Annotated in this window: 17 protein-coding genes and 2 pseudogenes; 13 read left to right on the forward strand and 6 right to left on the reverse strand. The window is 66.5% G+C overall.

Annotation, left to right across the window (positions count from 1 at the left end):
* Nucleotides 1–256: 256 nt before the first annotated feature.
* The 4 genes from QQY66_RS17840 to drmB are packed head-to-tail and all read left to right on the forward strand — an operon-like array spanning nucleotide 257 to nucleotide 11,989.
* Nucleotides 257–4,999, forward strand: coding sequence for a DEAD/DEAH box helicase (locus QQY66_RS17840; protein WP_301981351.1), 4,743 nt, complete (start codon nucleotides 257–259; stop codon nucleotides 4,997–4,999).
* On the forward strand, nucleotides 4,996–6,906 hold the full coding sequence (locus tag QQY66_RS17845) for a UvrD-helicase domain-containing protein (RefSeq protein ID WP_301981352.1): 1,911 nt from the start codon (nucleotides 4,996–4,998) through the stop codon (nucleotides 6,904–6,906). Before QQY66_RS17840 ends, QQY66_RS17845 begins: the two co-directional genes overlap by 4 nt.
* A complete protein-coding gene (locus QQY66_RS17850) occupies nucleotides 6,903–10,157 on the forward strand; it encodes a helicase-related protein (protein WP_301981353.1) in 3,255 nt (1,084 codons plus the stop codon). Before QQY66_RS17845 ends, QQY66_RS17850 begins: the two co-directional genes overlap by 4 nt.
* Nucleotides 10,154–11,989 (forward strand): DUF1998 domain-containing protein, encoded by a 1,836-nt coding sequence (gene drmB, locus QQY66_RS17855; RefSeq protein ID WP_301981354.1) that lies wholly within the window; start codon nucleotides 10,154–10,156, stop codon nucleotides 11,987–11,989. Before QQY66_RS17850 ends, drmB begins: the two co-directional genes overlap by 4 nt.
* A 27-nt stretch (nucleotides 11,990–12,016) precedes the next feature.
* Here the strand turns inward: drmB and QQY66_RS17860 are convergent.
* Nucleotides 12,017–12,634, reverse strand: a pseudogene (locus QQY66_RS17860) (ATP-binding protein); the annotation flags it as partial.
* Nucleotides 12,635–12,867: 233 nt separating this feature from the next.
* On the opposite strand from QQY66_RS17860, the gene QQY66_RS17865 reads away from it, so the two are divergent.
* From QQY66_RS17865 to QQY66_RS17880, 4 genes and pseudogenes are all read left to right on the forward strand, one after another.
* Entirely contained in the window at nucleotides 12,868–13,716 is an 849-nt protein-coding gene (locus QQY66_RS17865) for a helix-turn-helix transcriptional regulator (protein WP_301987374.1), read from the forward strand.
* A 32-nt stretch (nucleotides 13,717–13,748) separates the two neighbouring features.
* Nucleotides 13,749–13,925, forward strand: coding sequence for a DUF397 domain-containing protein (locus QQY66_RS17870; protein ID WP_301987376.1), 177 nt, complete (start codon nucleotides 13,749–13,751; stop codon nucleotides 13,923–13,925).
* Between the two features lie 447 nt (nucleotides 13,926–14,372).
* Nucleotides 14,373–15,458 (forward strand): annotated as a pseudogene (locus tag QQY66_RS50410) (ATP-binding protein); the annotation flags it as partial.
* Nucleotides 15,459–15,513: 55 nt separating this feature from the next.
* A complete protein-coding gene (locus tag QQY66_RS17880) occupies nucleotides 15,514–17,742 on the forward strand; it encodes a WD40 repeat domain-containing protein (RefSeq protein WP_301981356.1) in 2,229 nt (742 codons plus the stop codon).
* Here the strand turns inward: QQY66_RS17880 and QQY66_RS17885 are convergent, their stop codons facing one another.
* From QQY66_RS17885 to QQY66_RS17895, 3 genes are all read right to left on the reverse strand, one after another.
* Nucleotides 17,743–18,042, reverse strand: a complete 300-nt coding sequence (locus QQY66_RS17885; RefSeq protein WP_301981357.1) for an NIPSNAP family protein — start codon at nucleotides 18,040–18,042, stop codon at nucleotides 17,743–17,745.
* Nucleotides 18,043–18,194: 152 nt separating this feature from the next.
* Entirely contained in the window at nucleotides 18,195–18,767 is a 573-nt protein-coding gene (locus QQY66_RS17890) for a GNAT family N-acetyltransferase (RefSeq protein ID WP_301981358.1), read from the reverse strand.
* Between the two features lies 1 nt (nucleotide 18,768).
* On the reverse strand, nucleotides 18,769–20,040 hold the full coding sequence (locus QQY66_RS17895; RefSeq protein WP_301981359.1) for a hypothetical protein: 1,272 nt from the start codon (nucleotides 20,038–20,040) through the stop codon (nucleotides 18,769–18,771).
* Nucleotides 20,041–20,211: 171 nt separating this feature from the next.
* Here QQY66_RS17895 and QQY66_RS17900 point away from each other — a divergent pair, with 171 nt between their 5' ends.
* The 3 genes from QQY66_RS17900 to QQY66_RS17910 all read left to right on the forward strand — a co-directional run bounded on the left by QQY66_RS17900 (nucleotide 20,212) and on the right by QQY66_RS17910 (nucleotide 21,600).
* On the forward strand, nucleotides 20,212–20,709 hold the full coding sequence (locus QQY66_RS17900) for a hypothetical protein (protein ID WP_301981360.1): 498 nt from the start codon (nucleotides 20,212–20,214) through the stop codon (nucleotides 20,707–20,709).
* Nucleotides 20,710–20,798: 89 nt separating this feature from the next.
* Entirely contained in the window at nucleotides 20,799–21,023 is a 225-nt protein-coding gene (locus tag QQY66_RS17905; protein WP_301981361.1) for a DUF397 domain-containing protein, read from the forward strand.
* 109 nt (nucleotides 21,024–21,132) lie between these two features.
* Entirely contained in the window at nucleotides 21,133–21,600 is a 468-nt protein-coding gene (locus tag QQY66_RS17910) for a hypothetical protein (RefSeq protein ID WP_301981362.1), read from the forward strand.
* 184 nt (nucleotides 21,601–21,784) lie between these two features.
* On the opposite strand, the gene QQY66_RS17915 is transcribed toward QQY66_RS17910, so the two are convergent.
* Nucleotides 21,785–22,255 (reverse strand): hypothetical protein, encoded by a 471-nt coding sequence (locus tag QQY66_RS17915; RefSeq protein WP_301981363.1) that lies wholly within the window; start codon nucleotides 22,253–22,255, stop codon nucleotides 21,785–21,787.
* 186 nt (nucleotides 22,256–22,441) lie between these two features.
* On the opposite strand from QQY66_RS17915, the gene QQY66_RS17920 reads away from it, so the two are divergent.
* A complete protein-coding gene (locus QQY66_RS17920; RefSeq protein ID WP_301981364.1) occupies nucleotides 22,442–22,786 on the forward strand; it encodes a class I SAM-dependent methyltransferase in 345 nt (114 codons plus the stop codon).
* Here QQY66_RS17920 and QQY66_RS17925 read toward each other — a convergent pair.
* Nucleotides 22,779–23,375 (reverse strand): transketolase, encoded by a 597-nt coding sequence (locus tag QQY66_RS17925; protein WP_301981365.1) that lies wholly within the window; start codon nucleotides 23,373–23,375, stop codon nucleotides 22,779–22,781. The two genes, QQY66_RS17920 and QQY66_RS17925, sit on opposite strands and share 8 nt — an antisense overlap.
* 396 nt (nucleotides 23,376–23,771) lie before the next feature.
* Here QQY66_RS17925 and QQY66_RS17930 point away from each other — a divergent pair, with 396 nt between their 5' ends.
* Nucleotides 23,772–24,101: a helix-turn-helix domain-containing protein gene (locus QQY66_RS17930; protein WP_301981366.1), complete on the forward strand. Its 330-nt coding sequence runs from the start codon at nucleotides 23,772–23,774 to the stop codon at nucleotides 24,099–24,101.
* Nucleotides 24,102–24,344 lie beyond the last annotated feature (243 nt).

A 24,344-nucleotide genomic window follows, 5' to 3' on the forward strand; every position in this document is an offset into this window, starting at 1 on the left:
CGGCGAATCGCGCCGGAACCGCGGCATCCGTAACGGCGTCACTGAGTTCATCATCATCCGTATCCCCCGTTCCCCGGACGCTCCCTAAGACCTTGCTTCACCTTCGTCCGTACCTTCATCAACCCACCCGACACGCGTGACGGGGCCGGCCGTGCATGTGCACGGATCGCACTGCCGGCCCACTCCTCGGACCGCACACAGAAACGGACTCCTTGTGACCCAGCAGCCGTTGTCCAACACTTCGTCTGCGACTCCCATGATCGCCAAGATTCTTGAGCAGTCGGCGCGCGTGCTGGAAACCTATCGCGTGGATCCTGGCCTGATCCAGGAGCACGCCAATGGGGAGCGACGCATCACCCAGGGCGGATACGGTGATCGACAGCTCTTCGAACTGGTCCAGAACGCCGCCGACGAAATCGCGAGCGATCCCGGTGGAACAGTTCACGTGGTCCTCAACGAATCGCATCTGTACTGCGCGAATACGGGATCAGAGGTCACTCCGGAAGGCGCCGAAACTATCCTCCGGATGAGCGTCTCGCGAAAGCGCGGGGGTCAGATCGGCCGGTTCGGTGTCGGTGTGAAGTCGGTCCTCGTCGTGACGGACACACCTCAGTTCTTCAGCAGCTCGGGAAGCTTCGGTTTCGACCGCGACTGGTCCCGCGCGGAGATCTGCCAGGCCATCGGGGCTTCGCCCGATCCCGGCTTCGAGGCTCCCGTGCTCCGTATGGCCCGTCCCCTGGACGAGGCGGCAGAGCGGCGGGCGGACCCCGTACTCGATGAGCTCCTTGAGTGGGCGACCACGGTAGTGCGGCTCCCCCTCCTGAAAGGAGCGGCAGAGCGCCTCGGCAAGGACATTCATCTTCCCAAGCCTGACCTCCAGCAGGAGGAATTCCCCGCCCTCTTCCAGCTCTTCTCGCCGCACGTGGGCACCGTGACTCTGGAAGACCGCCGTGTCGGAAACGCCCGCCCCAAGGTCCGACGCGTAATCACAGTGGAACAGGACGGCTTCCACCGCACGATCCACGAGCGCCGGACCGGCAAGCAGGCTGCCACCAGCAAGTGGAACGTCTTCACCCACAGGCATAAGCCGACCGAGAAGGCCCGGGCCAGCGCCGGCGAGATGCACGACCGCGGCACGATCGATGTTGCCTGGGCCGTCCCGGAGTACACAGGTGAGGCTCCGTTCACGATCCCCAGGGGGCGTGGCAAGTTCTGGTCCTTCTTCCCTACCAAGTACGAGATGAGCCTGAGCGGCGCGCTCAACGGTGCGTGGAAGACCAACGAGGACCGCCAGAACCTGCTCGACTCCACAGCTTTCAACAGGGAGTTGATCCAGGTCGCGGCCCGCCTTGTTGTGGAGTCGCTGCCACACCTCGCGCCACCGAGCGACCCTGCTGCGTATCTGCCGCTCCTACCGGGTCGTCCTCGTGAATCGGAAACGGTCAGTTGGGCCGACCTGTTGCTCACCCAGCAGATCTGGGAGCTGGCCACCCACCTCCCGTCCCTGCCTGACCAGGACGGTGTTCTCCGCACACCCCGGGAGCTGCGATTCCACCCCGACGAAGGCAAGGCCAAGAGAAGGGTCCTCAAGCCCGAGTGGCTTCGGATGTGGAGTGCCTACCCGGGGCGCCCCTCCGACTGGGTCCACCCGTCGGTCGAAGCAATGGAGATCCGGTCCGGCAAGGTCGAGCACATCCTGCACGAGGCCAAACACTCGCGTGCCACCGTTCGAGAGTGGCTGGAGGCTCTCGTCGGTGACGGAACCGCCGAGGCCTCGGCCACCGCGATCCGTATCTTCGCCGAGATGGTGGCAGCCGACTCACCCTTCGTCGAGGAGGCCCGCACGGCGCGCTTCGTCCTGACCGAGGACCACGGCATGGTGGCGCCCGTGGCCGGCCGGGTCTGGCGCCGTATCGTGCAGGACGGTCTCAAGGACGACTTGGTGTATGTCGACCCGAAGCTCTCCGACGACCCCTCGCTCCAGAGCGCCCTCAGCGCCATCGGGATCCGCGAGGCGGACGACCGAGGTCGCTTCGCTGGTGTCCTGGACCAGGGATTCGACGCGTACGGCCCGCGCGACTGGACGCGCTTCTGGGAACTCTTCCGCAGCGCGGGAGGCAGGCACGTCACCGCCGAAGTACGCGCCCGTGTCGCCGAGCCGCTCAGGACCCTGCGTGTGCAGACGGTCGATGGCCGCTTCCACCCGATGCGGGACTGCCTGCTGCCGGGCCCGATCGTTCCGGGCGACGGGTCCCGCGACGCCTCGATCGCCGTGAACGAGACGTTCCACTCGGACGACCTGTTGGTGTTCCGCGAGTTCGGCCTGCACGAGCGCCCGATCGAGGGGCACCGGCCGGAGGACGAGCCCTGGTTCGAGGAGTACCGGAACGAACTGTACGAGGGCTACGTAACGTCTCTCGCGCCCCGGGACAGCCGCCCCCAGATCTCACGTCTGAACCTGAACGGCGCCGCCGTCGCGAAATCGCTGCATCTACTGCGTCACCTCTCCGACGAAGGAAAGGCGGCATTCGTCAAAGCCCTTCCGGACGCGCACGTGGTCGACGTCTGGACCATGCAGTTCGGTGCCCAGACGAGCACCCATCGAACGGTGCCCTCGCCCCTGCGCTGGATGGTGCGGAAATATGGGTTGGTCCCCACGTCGCAGGGTGTGAAGCGGCTCGCCGAAGCTGTCGGCCCACAGCTCGCCGCGTACGCAGACGTCCTGCCCGTGGCCGACATCAGCCCCGAGAAGGCACGCAAGTTCCACCTTCCCCTGACCGTGGACACCGTGCCCGACAGCCAGTGGGAGAAGCTTTTGGAGCAGCTCCTGCACAGCGAGGACGACGCCTTCGTCGGCAACACCTACGTCCTACTGACCCGTCTGGACGTTCCATTCCCCGAGGACTCGCTTACCCGCTGCCGCATCGGCAACGAGTGGAGCACTCGGGAAGACGGTGAGATCGCTGTCGCCGCGACACCCGACGAATACCGGGCGCTCCGGGCCGAGCAGTTGCCCGCGCTGCTCACCGGGAGCACGGCGGACGCGGAACTCCTCATCGACAAGTGGGGGATGCTCCGCTACACGGACGTCATCACCAAGGAGATTCGGTTCGTACCAGGGGGCGAGCCGATCCCCCTGCGCGACGCGTTCCCCACTCTCCGGCAGCGCCTCGGCAACAGGATCAACAACTACGACCTGCTGCACTGCTCTGAGCTGGAACAGGTCACCCGCACACCCAACGGCATCAACCCCACGCCACTGAAGAGTGCGCTGCAAGGCACCACCGTGCTTGTCCTCAACCCGAAATCACCGCTGGATGCGTTGATCGCCGCTGATCGTGAACTCCGGTGGAATCTGGGCGAGTCCGGCTGCCGGGCCGTCCTGGAGGCTCAGCGCCAGCAGGAGCAGGACCGCCAGGTCCAGGCATCCCTGAAGGCGGTACGGGACGCAGACACTGTGGTGGAGAAGTTGGCGCTCCTGCTAGGTGCAGAGACCCTGCGCGACAGGCTCCCCGCCGGTCTGCTTGCCAGTGAGCAGGCGGAGTTGGGCGGCGAGGACCCGGCTCCCGAGCGCATCGCACAGATGGCGTACAACGCGCATGGCGACGGTGTGCTCCAGGTCCATGTGAAGGATCTACAGGCCGCCTATCCGACTCACGCCCCGTCCTCCTTCACCGGGATGACCCCGGCGGTGAAGTTCGTCTCCGACCTAGGCTTTCCCGACTCCTTCGCCGGTCACCGTGCGCCGTCCCTGGAACCGCGCATAGACGTGGACGGGCCGACCGAATTCCCGCGTCTGCACGATTATCAGGACCGCCTGGCCGCCAATGTCTTCGCCATGCTGGACCGGGTCCAACCCCAGCGCGGAATGCTGTCGTTGCCCACCGGTGCGGGAAAGACACGGGTGGCGTCGGAAGCTGTCATCCGCTGGATCAAGCAGGACGGGGACATCGGCGGCCCCGTCCTGTGGATTGCCCAGACCGAGGAACTGTGCGAACAGGCTGTCCAGAGCTGGAAGTTCGTGTGGTCCAAGGTCGGCGCGGAGAACCCGCTGGCGATCAGTCGACTCTGGTCGTCGAACGAGGCCGGACCGGTGACCGGTCGCCCCCATCTCGTGGTCGCCACCGACGCCAAACTGCGAGTCTGCCTCGACACCGACAGCTATGGCTGGCTGCGCGAGGCCTCGCTGGTGATCGTGGACGAGGCGCACGTCGCCATCTCGCCGCAGTACACGGAGATTCTCTCCACGATGGGTATCACCGCCTCGCGCATCGACCGCCATCTGCTCGGGCTCACTGCCACCCCGTTCCGCAACACCAACGTGGAGGAGACCCAACGTCTGATCAGGCGGTTCGGCGGCCGACGGCTCGACGAAGGCATCTTCGCCTCCGGCGACGCGTACGCCGAGCTCCAGGAACTCGGTATGTTGGCCCGCGTCGAGCATCGCGAACTGACCGGTGGAACAATCGAGTTGACCGAGGACGAAGTCGTACGCGCCAACCAGTTGAGCGTGCTGTCCAAGGCCGCCGAGCAGCGCCTTGCCGAGGACCACGACCGGAATCGGCGCATCATCCACGAGATCACCGAGAAAATGGACTCCGACTGGCCCGTCCTGGTCTTCGCCACGTCCGTCGCACACGCCAAGTTCCTCGCCGCCAAGCTCAACGACCGTGGAATCCGCGCGGCGTCGGTCGATTCGGCGACCAGTACCGCCGACCGCACCAAGCGCGTCACGGACTTCCGGCAGGGTCGACTCCGCGTCCTGACCAATTACGGCGTGCTCACCCAGGGCTTCGACGCTCCGGCGACCCGAGCCGTGGTGGTGGCCCGGCCCACGTACAGCCCGAACGTCTACCAGCAGATGATCGGTCGTGGCCTGCGCGGTCCCCGCAACGGCGGCAAGGACACGTGCCTGATCCTCAACGTCCGCGACAACATCAGCAACTACGGCAAGGCACTTGCCTTCACGCAGTTCGAGCACCTGTGGAGCGTCAAGTGATCAGCACGTACGCCGACAGCCCGCCGCTCACCGCGGAGCAGCAGGCTGTCGTCGACCAGCCGTGGGACGCGCGGGTTCTGGTGACCGCGAGGGCCGGGGCGGGCAAGACGCACACCCTGGTTCGTCGACTCGACGCGTTGATGAGCCGGGAGGACGACGCACTGGAAGCCCGGGAGATCCTCGTCCTGAGCTTCTCCCGTGCCGCCGTGCGCGAACTCAAGGACCGGATCCGCAGGCATGCCGGACAGGCCAGGAGGGTGCGTGCACAGACCTTCGACTCCTGGGCGTACGGCCTGTTGGCCAGCGCGTATCCAGACGAGGAGTGGGGTCAGTACACCTTTGACGAGCGTATCCGCAAGGCGGCGGATGCCATCGTCAAGGGCGCTGTCGAATCCGGCGAGAGCGGCGTACCGGCTCATGTGGTGATCGACGAGGTACAGGACCTCGTCGGCGACCGACGCGACATGGTCGAGACGCTGTTGGACCACTTCCAGGACTCCTGCGGCTTCACCCTTGTCGGGGACGCCGCCCAGGCGATCTACGGGTTTCAGGTGTCCGACCCGGATGCGCGTGCCGCCGAGACCAACGAGTTCTTCAAGTGGCTGCGCCTCTCGTACTTCGACGATCTGGTCGAACTCCATCTGTCGAAGAACTTTCGTGCTTCGACAGAGGAGGCCGAGGTCGCCCTGCCCGTCGGTGTACCCCTGCAAAGTCTCCCCTCCGGGACGTCCGAGGCCGAGACGGCTGGCGAGGGGCTGTACCAGGACCTTCGGTCCCGTCTGCTGACCATGTCTTCCTTCGGAGACCTCACCGCATCCTTCACCGTCGAATCGCTCCGGGACTTCCCCGACACCTGTGCCGTCCTGTGCCGGGACAACCGCCAGGCGCTCGTGCTCTCCCAGACGTTGTTCGAGCAGGGCGTACCGCACCGGTTGCAGCGCCCGTCGAGCGACCGACCGGTCCCAGACTGGGTCGCCGGGGTGCTGCGCCGCACCGGAACGGCGGCACTGGGCGAGGATCGTTTTCGCGAACTCGTCGCCGGGGTCGGCGTGCCCGCCGGTACCGACGTCGACTTCCTGTGGCGCTCGCTCCGCGGCGTCGCGCGCGACCGCCGAGGCCTGGTGGATCTCGCCAAGGTGCACCGGATGATTGCCGAGGGAAGGTTTCCCGACGAGCTCTCCGCCGGGGAGCCGACCCGCCTTGTGGTATCCACCGTGCACCGGGCCAAGGGCCTGGAGTTCGATCGGGTCCTCGTCGTCGAGCCGCCCACCATGGCGGAGCTGCGCAAGAAGCACACCCACGTCGACCCCGCCGCCGAGGCACGCGCTCTATACGTGGCCATGACCCGCCCTCGATATGACCTTTATCGACTCGCCGCTCCCGACGTCTCGCGCCTGCGCCGCCACCGTGCCATCAACCGTTGGTACGTGGGTGGTTGGAAGCCCTATGACAGGTACGGCATCGAGGCATCGGGGCGGGACGTCTGTGCGGAGCACCCTCCGGGTACCGACGGTTTTCAGGACGACCCTGTTGCCCTGCAAGCCCATCTGGCGGACGTGGTCCGTCCTGGAGACGCCGTGGTCCTGCGTCGCGAGCACGATCTGCCGCTCGGCGCGGAACAGAGCCCCCCGTACCTCGTCCTCCACGACGATCGTCCCGTCGCGGTGGTGTCGGAGCAGTTCCGTCGTGACCTGTACACCTCTCTCAAGGTCAACAGGACATGGGGCATCCGGTGGCCGGACGAGATCCACGGTCTGCGGGTCGATGCCCTCGAAAGCGTTGCGGGCAGTTCCGCGTCCGCGGTCCGCGCTGGCCTCGGTGACCACGGAGTCTGGCTCGTGCCGCGGCTGGTGGGGCTGGGACGCTACAGGTCGAGTGGAAGTACCCAGGAGGAAGACGGTCGATGACGAACACCGAGGAACGACACTCCGCGCACTACGCTGCCCGGAAGAGTCTCGTCGACCAGCTCCGCAGGGACCTGCTCGGGCCCGGTACCGAGGACGAGATCCTCACGCAGGACCCGCCGATCACGACGTATCCGATCGGTGTGCTGTTCCCCCGCGCTGCCGACGACGTTGCAGCGGACGAGCAGACCGCGGATCTGGCGGAGGAGGACGGGCTCGACGACGCCCCCGTGACGAAGTTCAGGGATGGTGAGGACACCGGCTACGAGCTGGGCGTGTCTCTGGCCAACGATCGCCGGCCCTCCTCCATGGGGCTCACCTTCGCCGTCGACCCGTCCGTCTCCCCCGTGGTGGTCGTCCGAGCCGAGGCCGCGATGTACGACCCGATAGACGTCCAAGGGCGCGTTGTCTCGGCCAAGCGGGCCCAGGCACGCAGTACGTCCGATCAGGCCGAGCACTGGCGGCGCCGTTGCCTGTCCCTGCCCCCCACGACCGTCGACGTGACCACGCCCGGCATGCAGAAGCCCGAGCCCTTGGCCGACGGAGTGCTGCTGCGCGCTCTCGTGCGCAAGCCGTCCGAGCCCTCTGGGACTGTCACCGTGACCGTCACACTCGTCAACGACAAGCGTGTAAGCGACCGCGAACTGCAGGACGCGTTCAGCCTCTTCCAGCCCCGCCTCACCGTGACCGCTCAGGCCGGAGAGAAAGCATTCGTCGAGCGCCCGGCGCCCTCGGGCGGAGTCGACGGCGAGCAGGACACAGGCCGCCTTCTCCACCGTCACGCCCCCACGTTCGCCGTAGGGCACGGATGTGCCGCTCACTGGGAGTGGACTCCGCGCCCCGTCGGGGCCCCGAACGCCGCGCCTGCCGCAGTCTCCATGGTGCGCACAGAGCTCGTCCCCACTCACGAGGTTCTGCTCACGGACTCCAACCCGGAGATCAACAGCGATGCCCTCGTCATGCAGGACTTGGCGACGCTGCCCGACGCCCGCGTCCTCAGTGCTCTTGAGGAACTGGCGACTGGATACTCGCGTTGGATCGACGCCAGGCGCTCTGAGGGGGAGCAACTGGCGGGCACCAGCTTCGAAAAGGCCGCACGCGAACAGCTCCAAGCCTGCGACACGGCTCTCGGGCGTATCCAGCGGGGCATCCAGATTCTGCGGAACAACCCTGACGCCATGCACGCCTTCAAGCTCGCCAACGAAGCCATGGCACAGCAGCGGGCCCGCAGCGCCTGGGTGAAGGACGAACGCAAAGGCGCACCGGACCCGGCATCCGGTCGTTGGCGCCCGTTCCAGATCTCCTTCATGCTGCTGTGCCTCGAAGGGATCGTTGACCCCGACCACCCGGACCGGGAACTCGCCGATCTCCTCTGGTTTCCGACCGGCGGTGGCAAGACCGAGGCCTACCTCGGACTGATCGCTTTCACCACCTTCCTGCGCCGGATCCGTCGAAAGGAACATGGCGCCGGCGTGACCGTCCTCATGCGTTACACGCTGAGGTTGCTCACACTGCAGCAGTTCGAGCGTGCCGCGATCCTGATCTGTGCTATGGAACGCATGCGTCTGGCGGACGAGGATCTGCTCGGGTTCGAGCAGATCTCGATCGGCATGTGGGTCGGCCAGTCCGCGACGCCGAACAAGCTCACTGTCGCGGAGGACAGCCTCGCGGATCTGCGCAAGGGGAAGACTCTTCAGGAGAAGAACCCCGTGCAGCTGCACGCCTGTCCGTGGTGCGGCACCCGTCTCGACGCCCACCAGTACGAGGTGGATCTTCACGCCAGGCGCATGCACGTCCGCTGCCCCGACCCGACGTGCGACTTCACCGGCGGGCTTCCCGTGCACTTGGTGGACGATGCCGTGTACGACGCCCGACCCACTCTGGTCATCGCCACCGTCGACAAGTTCGCGTCCATGCCGTGGCGCGAGCGAACCGCCGCGCTCTTCAACCGCGACCGCGCCGACGACACGCCTCCGCCCGAGCTGATCGTCCAGGACGAACTCCACCTCATCTCGGGCCCCCTCGGCACCCTCACCGGCCTGTACGAAACCGCGGTGGACGCGCTCGCCGACCGACCGAAGGTCATCGCCTCCACCGCGACCATCCGCCGCGCCACAGAGCAGGGCCGGGCGCTGTTCGACCGCGAGGTCCGTCAGTTCCCGCCCGCGGGACTGGACGCCCGCGACTCCTGGTTCGCGGTCGAGACCCCGCGGGAGAAGAAGGCCAGCCGCCAGTACGTGGGGCTGCTCACCCCGAGCACGAGTCAGTCGACGCTGCTGATCCGCACCTACGCGGCGCTGCTGCACCAGGCGCTGCGAGTGGAAACGCCCAAGGTCCGTGACGCGTACTGGACCCTCGTTGGCTACTTCAACAGCCTGCGTCTGCTCGCCGCCGCCGAACTCCAGGTCCACGACGACGTCGAAGCGTACCTGGAGTACCTAGCGGAACGGGACAGCGTCCCCAAGCGGAAGATCCTGGAACTCACCGAGCTGACCAGCCGTGCCAACTCCAGCGAGATCCCGAGTCGGCTCAAGCAGATCGAGCGCGGGCTGCCGCACGAGGAGACAGTCGACGTCCTGCTGGCCACGAACATGATCTCTGTCGGGGTCGACGTCGACCGACTGGGCCTCATGGCCGTGATGGGCCAGCCCCAAACAACGGCCGAGTACATCCAGGCGACCAGCCGAGTGGGACGAAACCATCCAGGGCTCGTCACCGTCATGCTCAACTCGACTCGTTCCAGGGACCGTTCGCACTACGAGAACTTCCAACACTTCCACTCCGCGCTGTACCGCGAGGTCGAGTCGACGTCCGTCACCCCGTTCTCCGCGCGTGCTCGTGATCGCGGCCTGCACGCCGTGGTTGTCGCCCTCGCACGCATCCTCATCCCTGCGGCACGTCCGAACGACGGGGCCGGGCGCATCGACGAGTTCCGTGAGGAACTGCACAAGGTCATCCGCCCAATCCTCCTCAACCGGGTCGAGGGCACTCGCATCGAGCCGAGCGAGAAAGACGAGGACAACGACAACAGGGAGTACGAGGCAACGGCCGCCGCGTTCGACGAGTTCGTCGACTGGTGGGCGGACGAGGCCGCGGCACACGGCGGTCTCTACTACGAACCCGTACGTGGCAAGAAGGCGCCTTCCCTGCTCTGTGCATTCGACGACGACGCCAACGACGAATCCTGGCCGACCCTGTGGAGTCTGCGCGACGTCGACGCCGAGTCCGCCCTGTTCATGGAGGCATCCCGATGACCCCGCCCCCCGCCCGCCGTCGGCGAGGCTCCGGCGCTCCCGAACGCAGCTATCCGCGCAAGGGATCCGTCCGTCGCGCACAGATGATCACGACGTATGGTGTCGGCTCGATGATCGCGGTCGACAGCGAGTCGTTCATCGTGGCAGGCACGGATTCCTGGAACATCACCGAGGCTCCTCGCATCCAGGAGCACCGACTCGAACGCGTCTTGGGCGTGAAGACCTTCCGCCTTCCGCCCGCCTCCGACGACACGAGCAAGGACGGAGTGCACGTCCGCCGCTTCCCGCTCTGGCACTCCTGCCCCAACTGCAATTCCCTCCAACACGTCCGCGGCTTCAACTCCCCTCCGGGGAAGAACGAATGTGGTGACTGCCAGGAAGATCTGGTGCCCTCCCGCTTCGTGATCGCCTGCCCGCACGGGCACCTCGACGACTTCCCCTACTGGAAGTGGGCACACCGCGACAACAGGCAGGAGGGCGAGTCCGGACTGTGCGGCGGCGAAATGCGACTGCGCACCACCGGCCGTACCGCCTCCCTGCGTTCCGTGCTGATCTCGTGCACCTGCGGGATCCCGGAGGTCTCCATGGAAGGAGCCTTCAGGAGCAACGCCCTGGCGAGACTGCATGTCCATTGCTCGGGAAAGCGCCCCTGGCTGAAGGATGCCCCATTGGAGTCCTGCGCCGAGGCCCCCCGAACCCTCCAGCGTGGTTCCTCGATGGCCTGGCAGCCCATCGTGAGATCCGCACTGTCCATTCCGCCGTGGAGCGACGGACTCGCCGCCCGCCTCGCCGATCACTGGGCCGACCTGCGCACCCTCGACCGGGCCGCACTCGAGATATACCTCAAGGCGCTCACGCTGAGAGAAGGGGAAGAAATCCCCGTCGAAGCAGTGCTCGCCCTGCTGGAGGCCGAGCAGCACGAGGAGTCGGAGCTCGACGAGGGAGCCGACCACAACAGCAGGTACGTCGCCCTGCGCAAACAGGAGTACGAGCGGTTGCGGGCAGGCAACGCCGAGCGCGACAGCGCGCGTGAGGAACAGTTCATCTGTGAGCCTCCGACGTCGTCGTCCGCGTCGCTCGCGACGTTCGGGCTGACAACTCCCATGCTGGTGAAACGACTTCGCGAAGTCCGAGCCCTCAAGTCCTTCTCGCGCATTCACACCCCGGACTCCAATGTCGAAGTCCACGAGGCACCGATCTCCTTGATGGAACAGGACTGGCTGCCTGCCATGGAAGTGCAGGGTGAAGGCGTGTTCCTGCGGCTGGACACGGGGCGTCTCGACGCATGGTCCGACGCCGTCACCGTAGCCGCGAGGGTGGAGCGCATCCGGACCAACCACAACCGCCTGCTCCGCGAACGCGCCTCCGACCCCCAGTCCGTGCCGGAATCACCGGCGACCCCCCGCTTGGTGCTGCTGCACACGTTGGCGCACATACTGATCAACGAATGGAGCCTGGAAGCCGGTTACCCGGCCGCGTCGCTGCGTGAGCGCTTGTATTCCGACGACACCATGGCCGGAATCTTGATCTATACGGCGACTAGCGACTCGGCGGGAAGCCTCGGCGGGCTCGTCGCCCAGGGCGAACCCCGCCACCTGGCAAGAACCCTGAGGTCCGCACTACACCGCGCCGAATGGTGCAGCGCCGACCCGTTGTGCATCGAGTCCGAGTCCAGCGGGACCGGCAGTATCAATCTCGCGGCCTGTCACGCCTGCGTGCTGCTTCCCGAGACCAGCTGCGAACTGAACAACGGACTGCTGGATCGGGCTCTGCTGGTTGGCACTCCGGAGAAGCCCCCTCTGGGGTTCTTCCGGGAGGTACTCACCCTCTGATCCGGCTTCACAACTCACGCCGGACAGCTCTGCCTCGAAGTGGATCTGGGCGCGGTCAAGGACCTCGTCCACGTCGCGGCCGTGCGCTCGAAGCCAGTGGAGGAAGTCTGCGATGAAATCGATCACCGCTTCCTCAGCCACAGCCGTGCTCAGTCTGCCCAGGCTGGTACCGCAAGGCCGTTTCGACGCCGCGACGAGCTCTAGGAACGCCTGAGCCCGCGTCACACTGGGACCTTCGACGTGGCCGGTCGGTGACGTGAGCCCCGTTGCCAGCTCACACCAGATCACCTTCCGGTCAGGACGGAGTTGGACACCCCAACGGTCGGCCAGAGCGTCGACGAGGGCCATGCCGCGTCCACCCTCCGAGTCGGAATCCGCGGCCATCAGCGTGGGGAGGGCGCGTGTGTCGGGGTCGTGGACTTCAATGCGCAGGTACGTGCCGTTCATGGAGACCGCGAGTGTGGCCGGCGTGCCGTTGCCGACGTGCGTGATGACGTTGGACACGAGCTCGCTGACGCAGAGCTGGGCTGCGTCCGTCACTTCGTGCAGCCCCCAGAGCCCCAGATGAAGTCGCATGACGCGCCGCAGGGCGGCTACTTCCTCGGGTTCGGCCGAGAAGGCCAGGTCCCATGGCTTTCGTGACATACACGCTTCCTGGATCACAAGGACCTCTCTCGTCGCATGTCGCTCTGCACTGATCTCACATGATCGGCAGCGTTACGCGCACTCACGGTGAGTGGCGTCGCAGCTAGAATGACTTCCGCTCATCCCGTTTTGCAATGTGCACCTCGGGATTCCCACTTCCGAGTGATTGGCAAGCACGCCCCTTGGCGTGAGACTGAACACGCGCTATTCCACAGATGGTTGAGAGGTTTGAGATGGCCGGTTCACCGACGGCACGCCGCCGCCGTCTCTCGATCGAGCTGAAGAAGCTCCGGGAGAAGAGCGCGCTCACCTGCGCTCAGGTCGGCGAGGCGCTGGACTGGAGCGGCTCCAAGGTCAACCGGATGGAGACGGGCAGCGGCCGGGTCCAACCGTCGGACATCGATGCCCTGTGCCGGTTCTACGGCAGCACTGACGAGCTGCGCGAGTTCCTCAAGTCATTGGCCCGGGAGGCCAAGACGCGTGGTTGGTGGCAGGTGCACGGCTCCGGCGTCCCCGAGTGGTTCAACATCTACATCGGTCTGGAGCGGGAAGCCTCCACGTTCCGCCAGTACCAATGCGAGCTGATCCCAGGCCTCATGCAGACCGAGTCGTACACCTGCGAGCTTCACAAAACGGGGGCTCACATGTCGGCCGAGGACATCGACAAAGCCGTGCGTGTACGCATGGAGCGCCAGACGATGCTGATGGGAGCCGACGCCCCCGACGCCTGGTTCATCGTTCACGAGTGCGCTCTGCGCAACGTCATCGGGGATCGAGCACTCATGGGCGAGCAGCTTGAACGCGTCCTGGACATGGGCGAGTTGCCGAGCGTGACCTTGCAGGTGCTTCCCTTCGACTCAGGCACCTATCCGGCCACGGGTTCGTTCACGATGCTCGGCTTCCCCGACCCGGAAGATCAGGACCTGGTGTACCGGGACGGCATCACTGATGCCGTGTACTTGGAAGGCGAGCATCATGTTCGTGAGTACACGAGGGCATTCGACGGCTTGCGAGCCGCGGCCCTCAGTCCTCAGCGTTCGGCCCAACTGATCAACTCCGTTCTGAAGGAACACACAAGGTGAGCACTGCAAAGCCCGGGGACGACGGCCGCCTGATGTGGTTCACGTCGACGTACAGCAACGGCGCGGGAGGCGAGTGCGTCGAGTGCGCTTTGACCGATGCGCGTGCGCTTGTACGCGACTCCAAGAACGCGAAAGGTCCGGTGGTCATGGTTCGAAGTGGTTCTTGGTGTTCCTTCGTGCGGGCCTTGAAGTACGGGGAGTTGGCATAGTCCCTCGACGTCTTCGGGAACAGGGCGCGCGCGTCTGTTCCACAGACGTCCAGGCCCTCGCGGTCCCTCAGGCGATGCTGCCCCGGGCCCGCCGCCCGGGCTGAAACGAGGCTGTCTGCATCTGTGACCGGTTTTCTAGGGCACTGTTGAGATCCCCTCCCACCCCGCAGATGATGTCCACGAGCGTCGGTAACCCGATGTCCAATGACTGACGGCGGCAGAGCGGGGACACGGAGTGCTGCGGCAGCGTAACGGTGTACTGACGGCCAGTCCGTCATGAGGAACCGTCTGCAACTGTTGCTCCAGGCCATGCTGGTGCTCGTCGCAAGCCTGCTGGGGATCGTCACCAACTACGCCACCAGCGAGAACGAAGCCCCGTGGCTCCTGACTCTGCTCCAGCAGGTTGCCATACCGGCCATCGGCTTGCTGATCGTCACGATGGTGGTGATGCAGATCGTCATCCATCGGCTGGAGAACCCTGCCCCTCCGCCGACGGACTGGCCCCACTACCGGGTCCCGTACCCCGGGCTGGACGCCTTCGTGGAGGACGAGGCCGCGGTCTTCTTCGGCAGGGAGACCCAGTCCGAGGATCTGACGCGGCGGCTGCACGCACCACAGAACCAGCCCGTCGACAGGTTTCTCGTGCTCGTCGGGGCCTCGGGGAGCGGGAAATCGTCGCTGGTGAGAGCAGGGGTGCTGCCGCGGCTGCGCGTCCGGCGGTGGTCGATCCTGCCCGCCTTCTCGCCGGGCCCCAATCCGCTTGCGGCGTTGGCCTCCGCCATCTCCACGGCTGGTGGGGAGCACGAATCAGCCGGCGCGGTGTTACGACGCCTGCGGCAGGACCCTGCCTCCCTGCCTGCGGAGCTGTCGCGGCTGCGCGGAAGCAGGTTCCGCCACATGTTCGTCGTAGTCGACCAGTTCGAAGAGATCATTACCCTCGCCGGGGAGCGGGAGCGTGCCCAGTTCCTGGAGGCGCTGCATGCCTGCGTGACCCAGGATGCGCGGATCCGGGTGCTCGCCACGCTTCGGGTGGAGTTCCTGGGACAGCTCCTCGGTACGCGTCACGCCGAGCTCTTCCAGCACCCGGTCGCCATCGGCGCGCTGGGCAGGAACCAACTCGCCCAGGTGGTGGAGCGACCCGGCGCCCTCGTTGGTCTGTCCTTCGCGCCTGGCGTTGTGGAGGCCATCGTCAACGACGTGGGCACGGACGACGCGCTGCCGCTGCTCGCGTATCTGTTGCAGGAGCTGTACTTCGCCTCCGGTCCCGGTGAGACGGTGTCGGAGGAGCTCTATCACAGCCTCGGCGGCGTCGCCGGCGCCCTCGCGCGTCAGGCTGACGACACTGTGTCGGAACTCGGCTGCGGAGACGAAGGCATCGACTTCGTGCTGAAGGTGCTGCTCAGATTCGTCACCGTGCGGGGGCAGGAAGTGGCCCGGCGCCGCGTACCGCTCACCGAGCTGACGGCGCAGGAACGACGCGTGGTGGACGCCTTCGTCGACGCGCGCCTGCTGATGTCCGACGTACGCGCGGGTCAAGAGCCGTACGCCCAGGTGACGCACGAGGCTCTGTTCCGTCAGTGGGGCCCCCTTGCGGCAGGAGGTCGAGGCACACGCCGAGCAACTGCGTCAGCGCGCGGAGCTCGAACGATGGGCAGAGGACTGGGACCGCTCCGGACGCAGCCCCGACTACCTGCTCACTGGCGAGCGGCTCACCCTGGCCCGGCGATGGCTGCACGCGTTGCAAGAGACCGGGCAGGCCTCGGGGACCGCTCAGTCTCTCGTCGAGTCCTCACAGCGACGCGATCTCGCCTTTCTGCGCCGCGTCTCGGACAGCATCGGGCAGTACGCGCTCGGCGCCGCGGAACAGCAGCCGGAGCACTCCATGTTGCTGACACTGGCAGCGCTGGGCGAATGCACCCCGACCCCGGCTGCCAGACGCGGACTGATGACGGCTCTGGCATCCAGTCACCTGCGCACCCAACTGGACGGACACACCGACGTAGTCCGGCACATCGCATGGTCGCCGGACGGCCGCCTACTGGCCACCGCGTCGAGAGACGGCACAGCTCGCGTATACGACGCGAGGTCGGGTCGCTCGCTGCACGTCCTCCCGTCCGGCGGCACGATGGTCGAGGGCGTGGCCTGGTCGCCGGACTCGGCCCGGGTCGCCACCGTGGGCCGCGAACAGGTCGTACGAATCTGGAACGCCGCGTCGGGAGAGCCACTGCGGTTGCTCACCGGCGCCACCGACACCGGGCGACAGGTCGCCTGGTCACCCGACGGGCGCTGGATTGCCGCTACCGCACGCGACCAGGCGACGCGCGTGTGGGACGCCGAAACCGGGGACCTCGTCCACGAGCTGCGGGGACATCAGGACGACGTGTGGGGACTCGCATGGGCGCCGGACAGCACACGCCTGGCCTCCGCCTCGCACGACCAGACCGCCCTGGTATGGGACCTGTCCACCGGCACATCGGTGACAACACTGAGCGGTCACACCGACTTCGTGGAAGGCATCGCTTGGTCCCCGGACGGACGCCTCATCGCCACCGGCTCCGGTGACCACACGGTACGGATCTGCGATGTCGAGACCGGTGAACTGCGGCTCCTGGTACGCGGCCACACCGACTACGTCTGGAACGTCGCCTGGTCGCCCAACGGGCGGATGCTCGCCTCAGCCTCCTCCGACCGGACCGTACGCATTGTCGACGCACACGATGCGAAGGTGATCGCGGTCCTGCGAGGACACACCGACACTGTCTGGGGCGTGGCGTGGTCCCCGTCGGGCGACCAGATCGCCACCAGCTCCACCGACGGCACCGGACGCGTATGGGACCTGAGGCCGCGCGGTACCGAAAGCCTGCTCCTCGACGGACACCGTGGGCCCGTGAACCAGGCGGCCTGGTCGCACGACGACACCCGGATCGCCACCGCGTCGGACGACGGGGCGGTCCGGGTATGGGACGCCACCCCGGGCGCCCCTGCCACTCACGTGATCGAACAGACGGACCGCGTATGGAGCATCGCGTGGTCACCGATCGACGACCGCATGGCCATCAGCACCAACGACGGTCTCTTCCGCATCGTCCGCCCGGGTCAGGAGAGCGAGTTCGACCACCGGGGAGCTGTGGTCGAGTGTGTCAGCTGGTCTCCGGACGGCAACCGCGTCGCCACCGGAGACCACGACGGCGCAGTGAGGATATGGGCGGCCCAAGGTTGCGTAGAACTCACTTGCCTGACGGGACATCAGGACTGGATCAGCCGAATCGCCTGGTCGTCCAGCGGCCGCTTCTTGGCCAGCGCCTCAGATGACCGCACATGCCGGCTCTGGGACGTGGCCGAATCCCGGCAGCTCACAGTGTTACGCGGCCACGACAACTATGTCGACGATGTCGCCTGGTCCCCGGACGAAGAGCGCGTCGCCACCGCCTCCGGTGACTGGACAGCGGCCGTCTGGGACACCACAACAGGCCGCCGCATCGAGGTCCTCAAGGGCCACGAGGGCCGCGTCCGCGCCGTCGCCTGGTCGCCGGACGGCCGCCTCATCGCCACCGGATCCGACGACCGCACCGTACGCATCTGGTCGTCCGCCACCCTCGATGAGATCGCCATCGTCGGGGTGCACCAGGACAAGGTGACCTCGGTCGCCTGGTCCCAGGACAGCACACGTCTGCTCACCGCGTCCTACGACGGCACTGCCCGCATATGGCTCGCCACCCCCGACTTCGACCGCCTGGAAGCAGAAGCCCGCGGCCGGGTCTTCCGCGTTCTCAGCGACGAGGAGCGACGACACCACATGCTGCCACTGAACCCGTGATCACAACTGCGGCTCGACCGTCCGGTCATCGGTGTGCACCAGGTACTCGTCCGGGTCCAGGTTCATCGCCTTCCGCTCCGGCGAAGCCCAGTAGACCGCGTTGCGTTCGGCGAACGTCTCCGGGCCGTCGTACGAGATGAGCCACACGAACTGATTGCGCTCGCGGTCCACCCAGGCACCATCGATGGCGAACCCCAACTCCAAGCGCAGCGGCACGATTTCCGTACGCCACCGCTCCACCCACTCGTCGAGCATTCCCTCCCGGACGGTGTAGGTGCGCAGTTGAGTAGTCCTGGGCATGCGGTCTCTCCCTGGCTCGAAGCTCTCGGACCGCAGGCTATGGGTCGGAGAGCGGTCAGCGACAGGAGGCGAGATCACTCGCGTCAGGCGCCGACAGCCGACTCCGCGAGAGAAGAGATCGCTGCGGCAACTCCCATAGCAGCACACCGCCCTCACGGACTCGACATGGGCTGGCCTGTTCGTCCAGTTCCGCGTCGGAGGATCAAAGCGTCGTACAAAGGCGCGTCGGGGAAGGGCAGCACTTCTCCAAACCACTCGTACCCCCAAGACTCGTAGAGCGCCCGGACCTTGGGATGATCCCGCTCGACCAGGAGCGTCACGCGTTCCTCCGGCCGGTCTCGTAGCAACTCATCGTGGATGTGTCGGGCGACGCCCGTTCCACGGACCTTCTCGACAACCATGAGTTCCGAGAGAGCGAAGGTGCGGGAGCCGGTCTCCCTGGTGGCGTCTGCAGGGGCCGGCGTTTGGATGCCGTTCCACCATCGCGTTGTCTCCTGGAGCGTGCAGCCATACGCATAGCCGATCGGGGTGTCGTCGAGGTAGCCGACGACCGCGGCGAACCCGGGCACTTCGGTGTTCCAGCCGAGCCGTTCGTTGAACCTCTCGACGCTGTGGAAGTCCTCGCTCAACCGGTCCGCGTAGATCTCCGCGTACACGTCCAGAAGTTGCTGTCGGATGTCGTCCAGACCGGCCGCGTCCCTGCGTTCCAGTCGAAGCCCGTCCATTTCACGCTCCCGTCTCTCGTGTCTGCTCCAGGAAGTCCGCTGCCGCCGGAACGTGCGCGTATCGCTGAAGATGCTGTCGCAGGTCGGCGAGCTTGTCTCGGATACGTTCGCTCTGAACTCGTCCCGCCAGGGCGACGGCTTCACCGGCTTGGGCTGCAGCGCGCTCAACATCTCCATCGCTGATGAGAGCTTGAGCGTGCTGCGCCGTGTAGTAGACCCGATTCCGCTCGAAGCGCGGTTCAAGCATCTCGAGGGCGGACGCGGTGAGTTGTTCGGCCCGTCGGTGCTGTCCGAGGGCCTGATGCGCGGCGCCCGCCAGGCCTGTCAGCTCTGCTGGGGTAAGGAAGGAGAGCCATGCCACGGGCTGGCCTTGGGTTCGATCGTAGGCCGTCTCAGCGCGGGAAAGGGATCGCTGGGCGCGGGTGCGGTCTCCGGTGCGCGCATGTCCGACGGCCTGACGGCAGTGGAGCAGTGCCATCAGCCATGGGTCGCTCTTCGCCCGGCGCGTTTCGACGGCGGCACGACCGATTCGTAGGGCCTCCCTGTCGCGGTTGAGGAGGCGAGCCTGCATCGCAAGGTTGGACCAGACACGGGCCTGCAGCATTCCGTCCCCAGAGAGCATGCCGGCCTGGAGGGCTTCGTTGTACAGACCGGTCGCGGCTTCCTGCCGTCCGGCGTCGTACGCGAACCATCCGGCGGAAGCGGCCAGATCTCCCATCGCGGAGTACAGGAGCCGCTCGATGCGCTCGCCGTAGGTGCAGTGGTTGACAGCGTTCTGAACGCGGCGCAGGGCTTCGGTAGCGACCTCGTGCAGGGCGCCACCGCCCAAGGAGTGGTCGTACTTGTACAGAGCCGGAACGATGGCTCGAATGCGCTCAATGTCGCTGGTGCCAAGGCGGCCGACCGAGGAAATGGCGTCCAATCCAAGTGCCGCGACAAGGCCAACGGCGATGAACTCCCGTCGTCGTACGGTGTGTCGATCCTTCGCGGGATCCGGCCGCCGAGACACAGACGGGATGTGTGACGAAGTGCGCGGGATGAATCCCATGGCCTCGGGGCTGCGGCCGAAGATGTGCTGGAGCGGGAGAAGGTAGCGCGGCCAGGGCCACTGCACGTCGCCTGCAATCCAGCGGCGCACATGGCGGTCAGAACAGTTGGCAGGCTTGCCGAACAGGTCCTCCGCCGCGCTGTTCACCGCATCCGCAAGCTGCTGATGGGTGTAGCCAAACTCGGTTAACAGGGCTTCGAGCCTGGTGTTTCTCGTGCTGCCCACTTCTGCCCCCTCGCGCACGTGGTCCCTCGACGGTAGTCCTACCGGCCTCCGGCACTTGGTGAAACTGTCCGGTCGGCTGCGAGTAACTCCCCAGGATCTGTCCTGATGGCCGACAGGCCACTTCGGGTTTGCTCATAGGCGTGACCGGCACACTCGACCGAGGGGGCTACGGTGCTGACGCCAGCCGACATGGACAGACTGATTACTGAGTGGCTTGCCCGCGCTCATCCGGTACCGCAGCAGGCACACGCAGAGTGGTCGCACCAGGGCGTGGCGCTCCTCCCACTCGGCGGTCTCTTTGCAGCAGTCCGATTGCCCGGTGAACTTGTGCAGGCCGCCGTCGGATATGAGGAACCCGCCCCCATCGCCGCCGCCATTCAGGAATGGCTGAGTGGTCCGGTCATCCACGACCATCGCACCGCAGGTGCCACCTACTACGCCCTCATCAACTGGGGCGCAGGCGTGATCCAGCAATTGGAGCAGGACGAGGATGCGCCGTGCCTCGGCAAAGGCACGTATCTCGGCGTCCCACGGATCGACCGCCGGAAACCGCCCGGAACCTACTGGGTGGTGCCACCGCGACGTGATGGCGATCTGTGCCGCCCGGCGGCCGTGCGCTCGCTCGTCGCCGCAGGCCGACACGAACTCGCGCAACGCGCCAACGCCTGATTTGGGTCGCCACCGAAATCAAACTCCCGCCCACCAAGGGCGGCGGCGGTCACCCACGGCCGCGACAGCTGAACCGGAAGGTGCAGAGAATGCTGAACGGAACCAACCTGTACGGGCTCGACATCAACGGTGCCTCCTTCGTGAAGGCATGCGGAGGCCCGTGCACAGAAGGCTGCGTGACCCTGGCCCGGATCGGGGACAACGCCTGGGCCCTGGGTGACAGCAAGCGGCCGGACACAGAGCCCTTGCGGTTCACCACGGAGGAATTGACGGCGGCCGGGATCGACCCGGCGCGGTTCGGCCTGTCCGTCTGACCCTCCCCCTCTTCGGCCGGCCCCGCCCGACTCCTCCGTCGGATCGGGGCCGGCTGGTCCTTGGACCTTCGAGACTCATTCGACTTTCGACACCGAACGGGTACGAGCGGTGCACCATCACGGCTACCTCTGGACCGGCCCGAAGGAGCGCTTCGACGACGAAGCCCTACGGCGGCCCCCACACCCTGAGCCGCCACCGGCCGGAAGCAGGCCTGAGCTGATCCAGCGGTACCGGGAGGTGGGAGCGGAGTTCCGGACCACGGACCTTCCGCCGCTGGAAACGGCGTACTGGCTCGTCAAGCCGCCTGCCCTGGTTCGGGGCACATGGGATCAGGCCAAGGAAGCCGCGGCCTGGCTCGGGGAACAACTGGCTGAGTACGCGCCTCGGTTCGCCTCGGAGATGGATCACGACATCACCCACCTGGCACAGCTGGTCAACTCCGCTGCCGAGAGGCTGGATGCGGGGGATGACGTATCACTCGGCTTCTATCTCGAACGCCCCTCGTATCTGTCGCTGGCGGTAGTGACGTGCTCTCCGAACCGTTCGAAGACCGAGCTGGGGTGTCCAGTCCAGTAGTTGGCACGATGAGATGACGCCGCCGCGGGCGGGGACTACCTCAGGGACGCAACGTTCGGTGTCGGGATTCGGTCCCGACAGGGGGCATCTCGCCGCCGCCGACGCCAACGAGCGCCTCCGCGCTGAGGGAAAGGTTCCAGAGCCCGAAGCTCAACTACAAAGCCACGGGGCATGAGTCTGCGCGTCACTGCTCATCGAGGGACGCCTGCCGGCCAAGGAACTCCTCGAACGCCGCCTTCTGCTTCGGATCCATGAAACCTTGGCGGACATTGCGGGCCTTCTCCTGGAGCCAGTGCGCCTCGTCGGGGTCCAGGAGTTCGGCGACCACTACGCCTTTGCGAGCAACCGCCGTGCGCCCTCCGACGCGACGGCGAAAGAGCGTGAACGCGCCGAATTCCGCTGGGTGGGCCAGTTCTGGCTCCTCCGTCACAGCCCGGTTCTCGTCCCCGGCGCCACTCGTCGGGTAGGCGGTGGGGGCCCAGTGCTCCCAGAGCGCCAGCGTGGCCGCGGGCACCAGCACCGCGCGTTCCGCCTCGTCACGCCCTTCCCACATGAACGTGACAGTGACGGGCTCGCCGACCGCCTCGGCCAACCCGAGCACCCTCTCCACCTCATCGCCCGGGTGACTCACCACAACATCGATCTGAATGCTCATGGTGCCTGAGGCTACTGGCCACTTCCGATGTGCTCGGCAGTGAGCGGCCCGAGGTCTGCCACATCGGACGTAAGGGCTGTCACCCGGCTTCACCCGGCCGGGATGCTGCATGACGGTCGCGCACAGCGTGGCATGGCGCCGCCCGGGCGGCCGGCCTCCTCACCGGGCCGGTGCGGTTCACCCCCGGTGACGCCCGGGCAACTGCCGCACCCGGACGGCGCATTCGACGCGGTGGTTCGCGAGTGCGCCCTGTGCGCCTTCCCCGCGCGGATCCGGGCCGCTGCCGGGTTCGCCCGCGTCCTGAAACCCGGCGGCCGACTCGGCATCACCGACGTCATGGTCACCCCGAGCGGCTGCCGCGCGAGCTCACCGGCCTCGGCGCCCGGATCGCCGGCGTCCGGCCATTCCAGGAATTCGTCGAGGGACCGGCTGGTCGACACGGTTCGGGGCTGCCGTAGGGCAGTGGTCCCTGACGAAGTCCCGTACGACAGTGGCCACCTGACGAAGCCCCGTACAGCAGTGGTCACCTGACGAAGTCCCGTACGGCACGGGCGATTTCCTCCTCGCCCATGCTCTCCGCACCGCCGAGGGCGAGCAGCCTGTGCGGCACGTGCACCAACGTCTGGGCCACGTATGAAGCCGAGGCGCCGGGCCGGCAGGGTTCGACCAGCACCACGTCGGCATGGTGGGCGGCCAGTACGGCAGTGCGCAGCCCGACCTCGTCGAAGGGGCGGATGGTCGCCGTATAGAGGACGGCAAGGTCTGTGCCGACCGTGGCGCGCAGCACGGGGTCGAGCGTGGGGCCCACGGCGATCACCACGCCGTCGAGTCCTTCCCGCACCAGTTCGAACCCGCCGGTCAGGGCGTGCGCTGCGGAGTTGGCCCGCGCGGACACGTGGACGTAGGCGCGGCCCTCGCGTGCCATGGCGTCCGCGACCACCTGGCGCACTTCGCCGGGGTGGCCGGGGACGTGCACGGCCCAACCCGGAGTCACGGCGTACCGGATCAGTTCCTCCTCGGTCCCGTAGCCGACGAGGACCGTGCCGGAGGGGGTTTGGGGAAGGGGCGCGGCAAGGGCTTCCGCCGCGGCGATCAGCATGTCGGTGGGCTCGGTGGGCACGGGACGTTCCTCCTGGGGCAGGCACCTTCGGCAGACCAAGATCCGTTGGGACATGCGGGATTGCGTCCGGAGCCGGAGAACGGGCGTCGCAAGGCAGCACCGGCTGGTTCTCCGGTCCCAGAATCTATGAGTTCCATAAAATTCCCACAAAGCGAGGGAAAGAACTCGCGTGAATTTTTCCACAGCTTTCCTGACCACAGCTCAATGGTGTAGAAAACTGCAATCAGTGTGACCGCCGGGGCGAATCCATACCGCTCACCAAATTATCCCGCCACTCCCGCGGCCGCAAGGACGGACATCGATGTGCCCAGGGAACAAGAAGGTAACCACCACAGGCCGAAAACCCGCCGAGCCGGGCGACAGCAGCGCGCAAGACTTCATGCGCTGTTCCGCAGAATGGGAGACAAGTGGTCACTGCCCGTCCTGTCGTCCATCGACCCGGACGGAGCACGCTTCGCCGAGCTGCGGCGGAACGTGGACGGCATCAGCGGCCGCATGCTGACCGCCACGCTCCGCAACCTCGAACAGGACGGCCTGGTCACCCGTGTCGTCCGCCCGACCGCGCCGCCACAGGTGGACTACCGACTCACATCGAACGGCCGGGCTCTGCTCAGCGCCATCGACTGCCTCGCCGTCCGGTACGCCGATCACTACGAGGGGTCACCCGCCGTCGAGCCCGCCATCGAACCCGGCGTGGAATCCGAGCCGGACCCCACAGGCCCGTAGCCACCCGAAACCACATTGCCCGACCGCTCACTCAAAATTAACCCTGTCCCTCAATTTTTCACAACTACTTTCCCATACTTTCCCAGCCGAGAAGATCCGTCGGCTGGACAAGCGAGTGGAACTCTCCATACGATTTCCGAGGTGGCATCCCCCTTGCCGCTCCTGGTGTGCCGAGCATTACTCAATCAGTTCAGGCACGCTCGACGGGAGACCGCTTCCCCTTGCCCCGGACCGGCATGAATT

Origin of the sequence: Streptomyces sp. DG2A-72 (assembly GCF_030499575.1) — a bacterium.
Classification (GTDB): Bacteria; Actinomycetota; Actinomycetes; order Streptomycetales; family Streptomycetaceae; genus Streptomyces.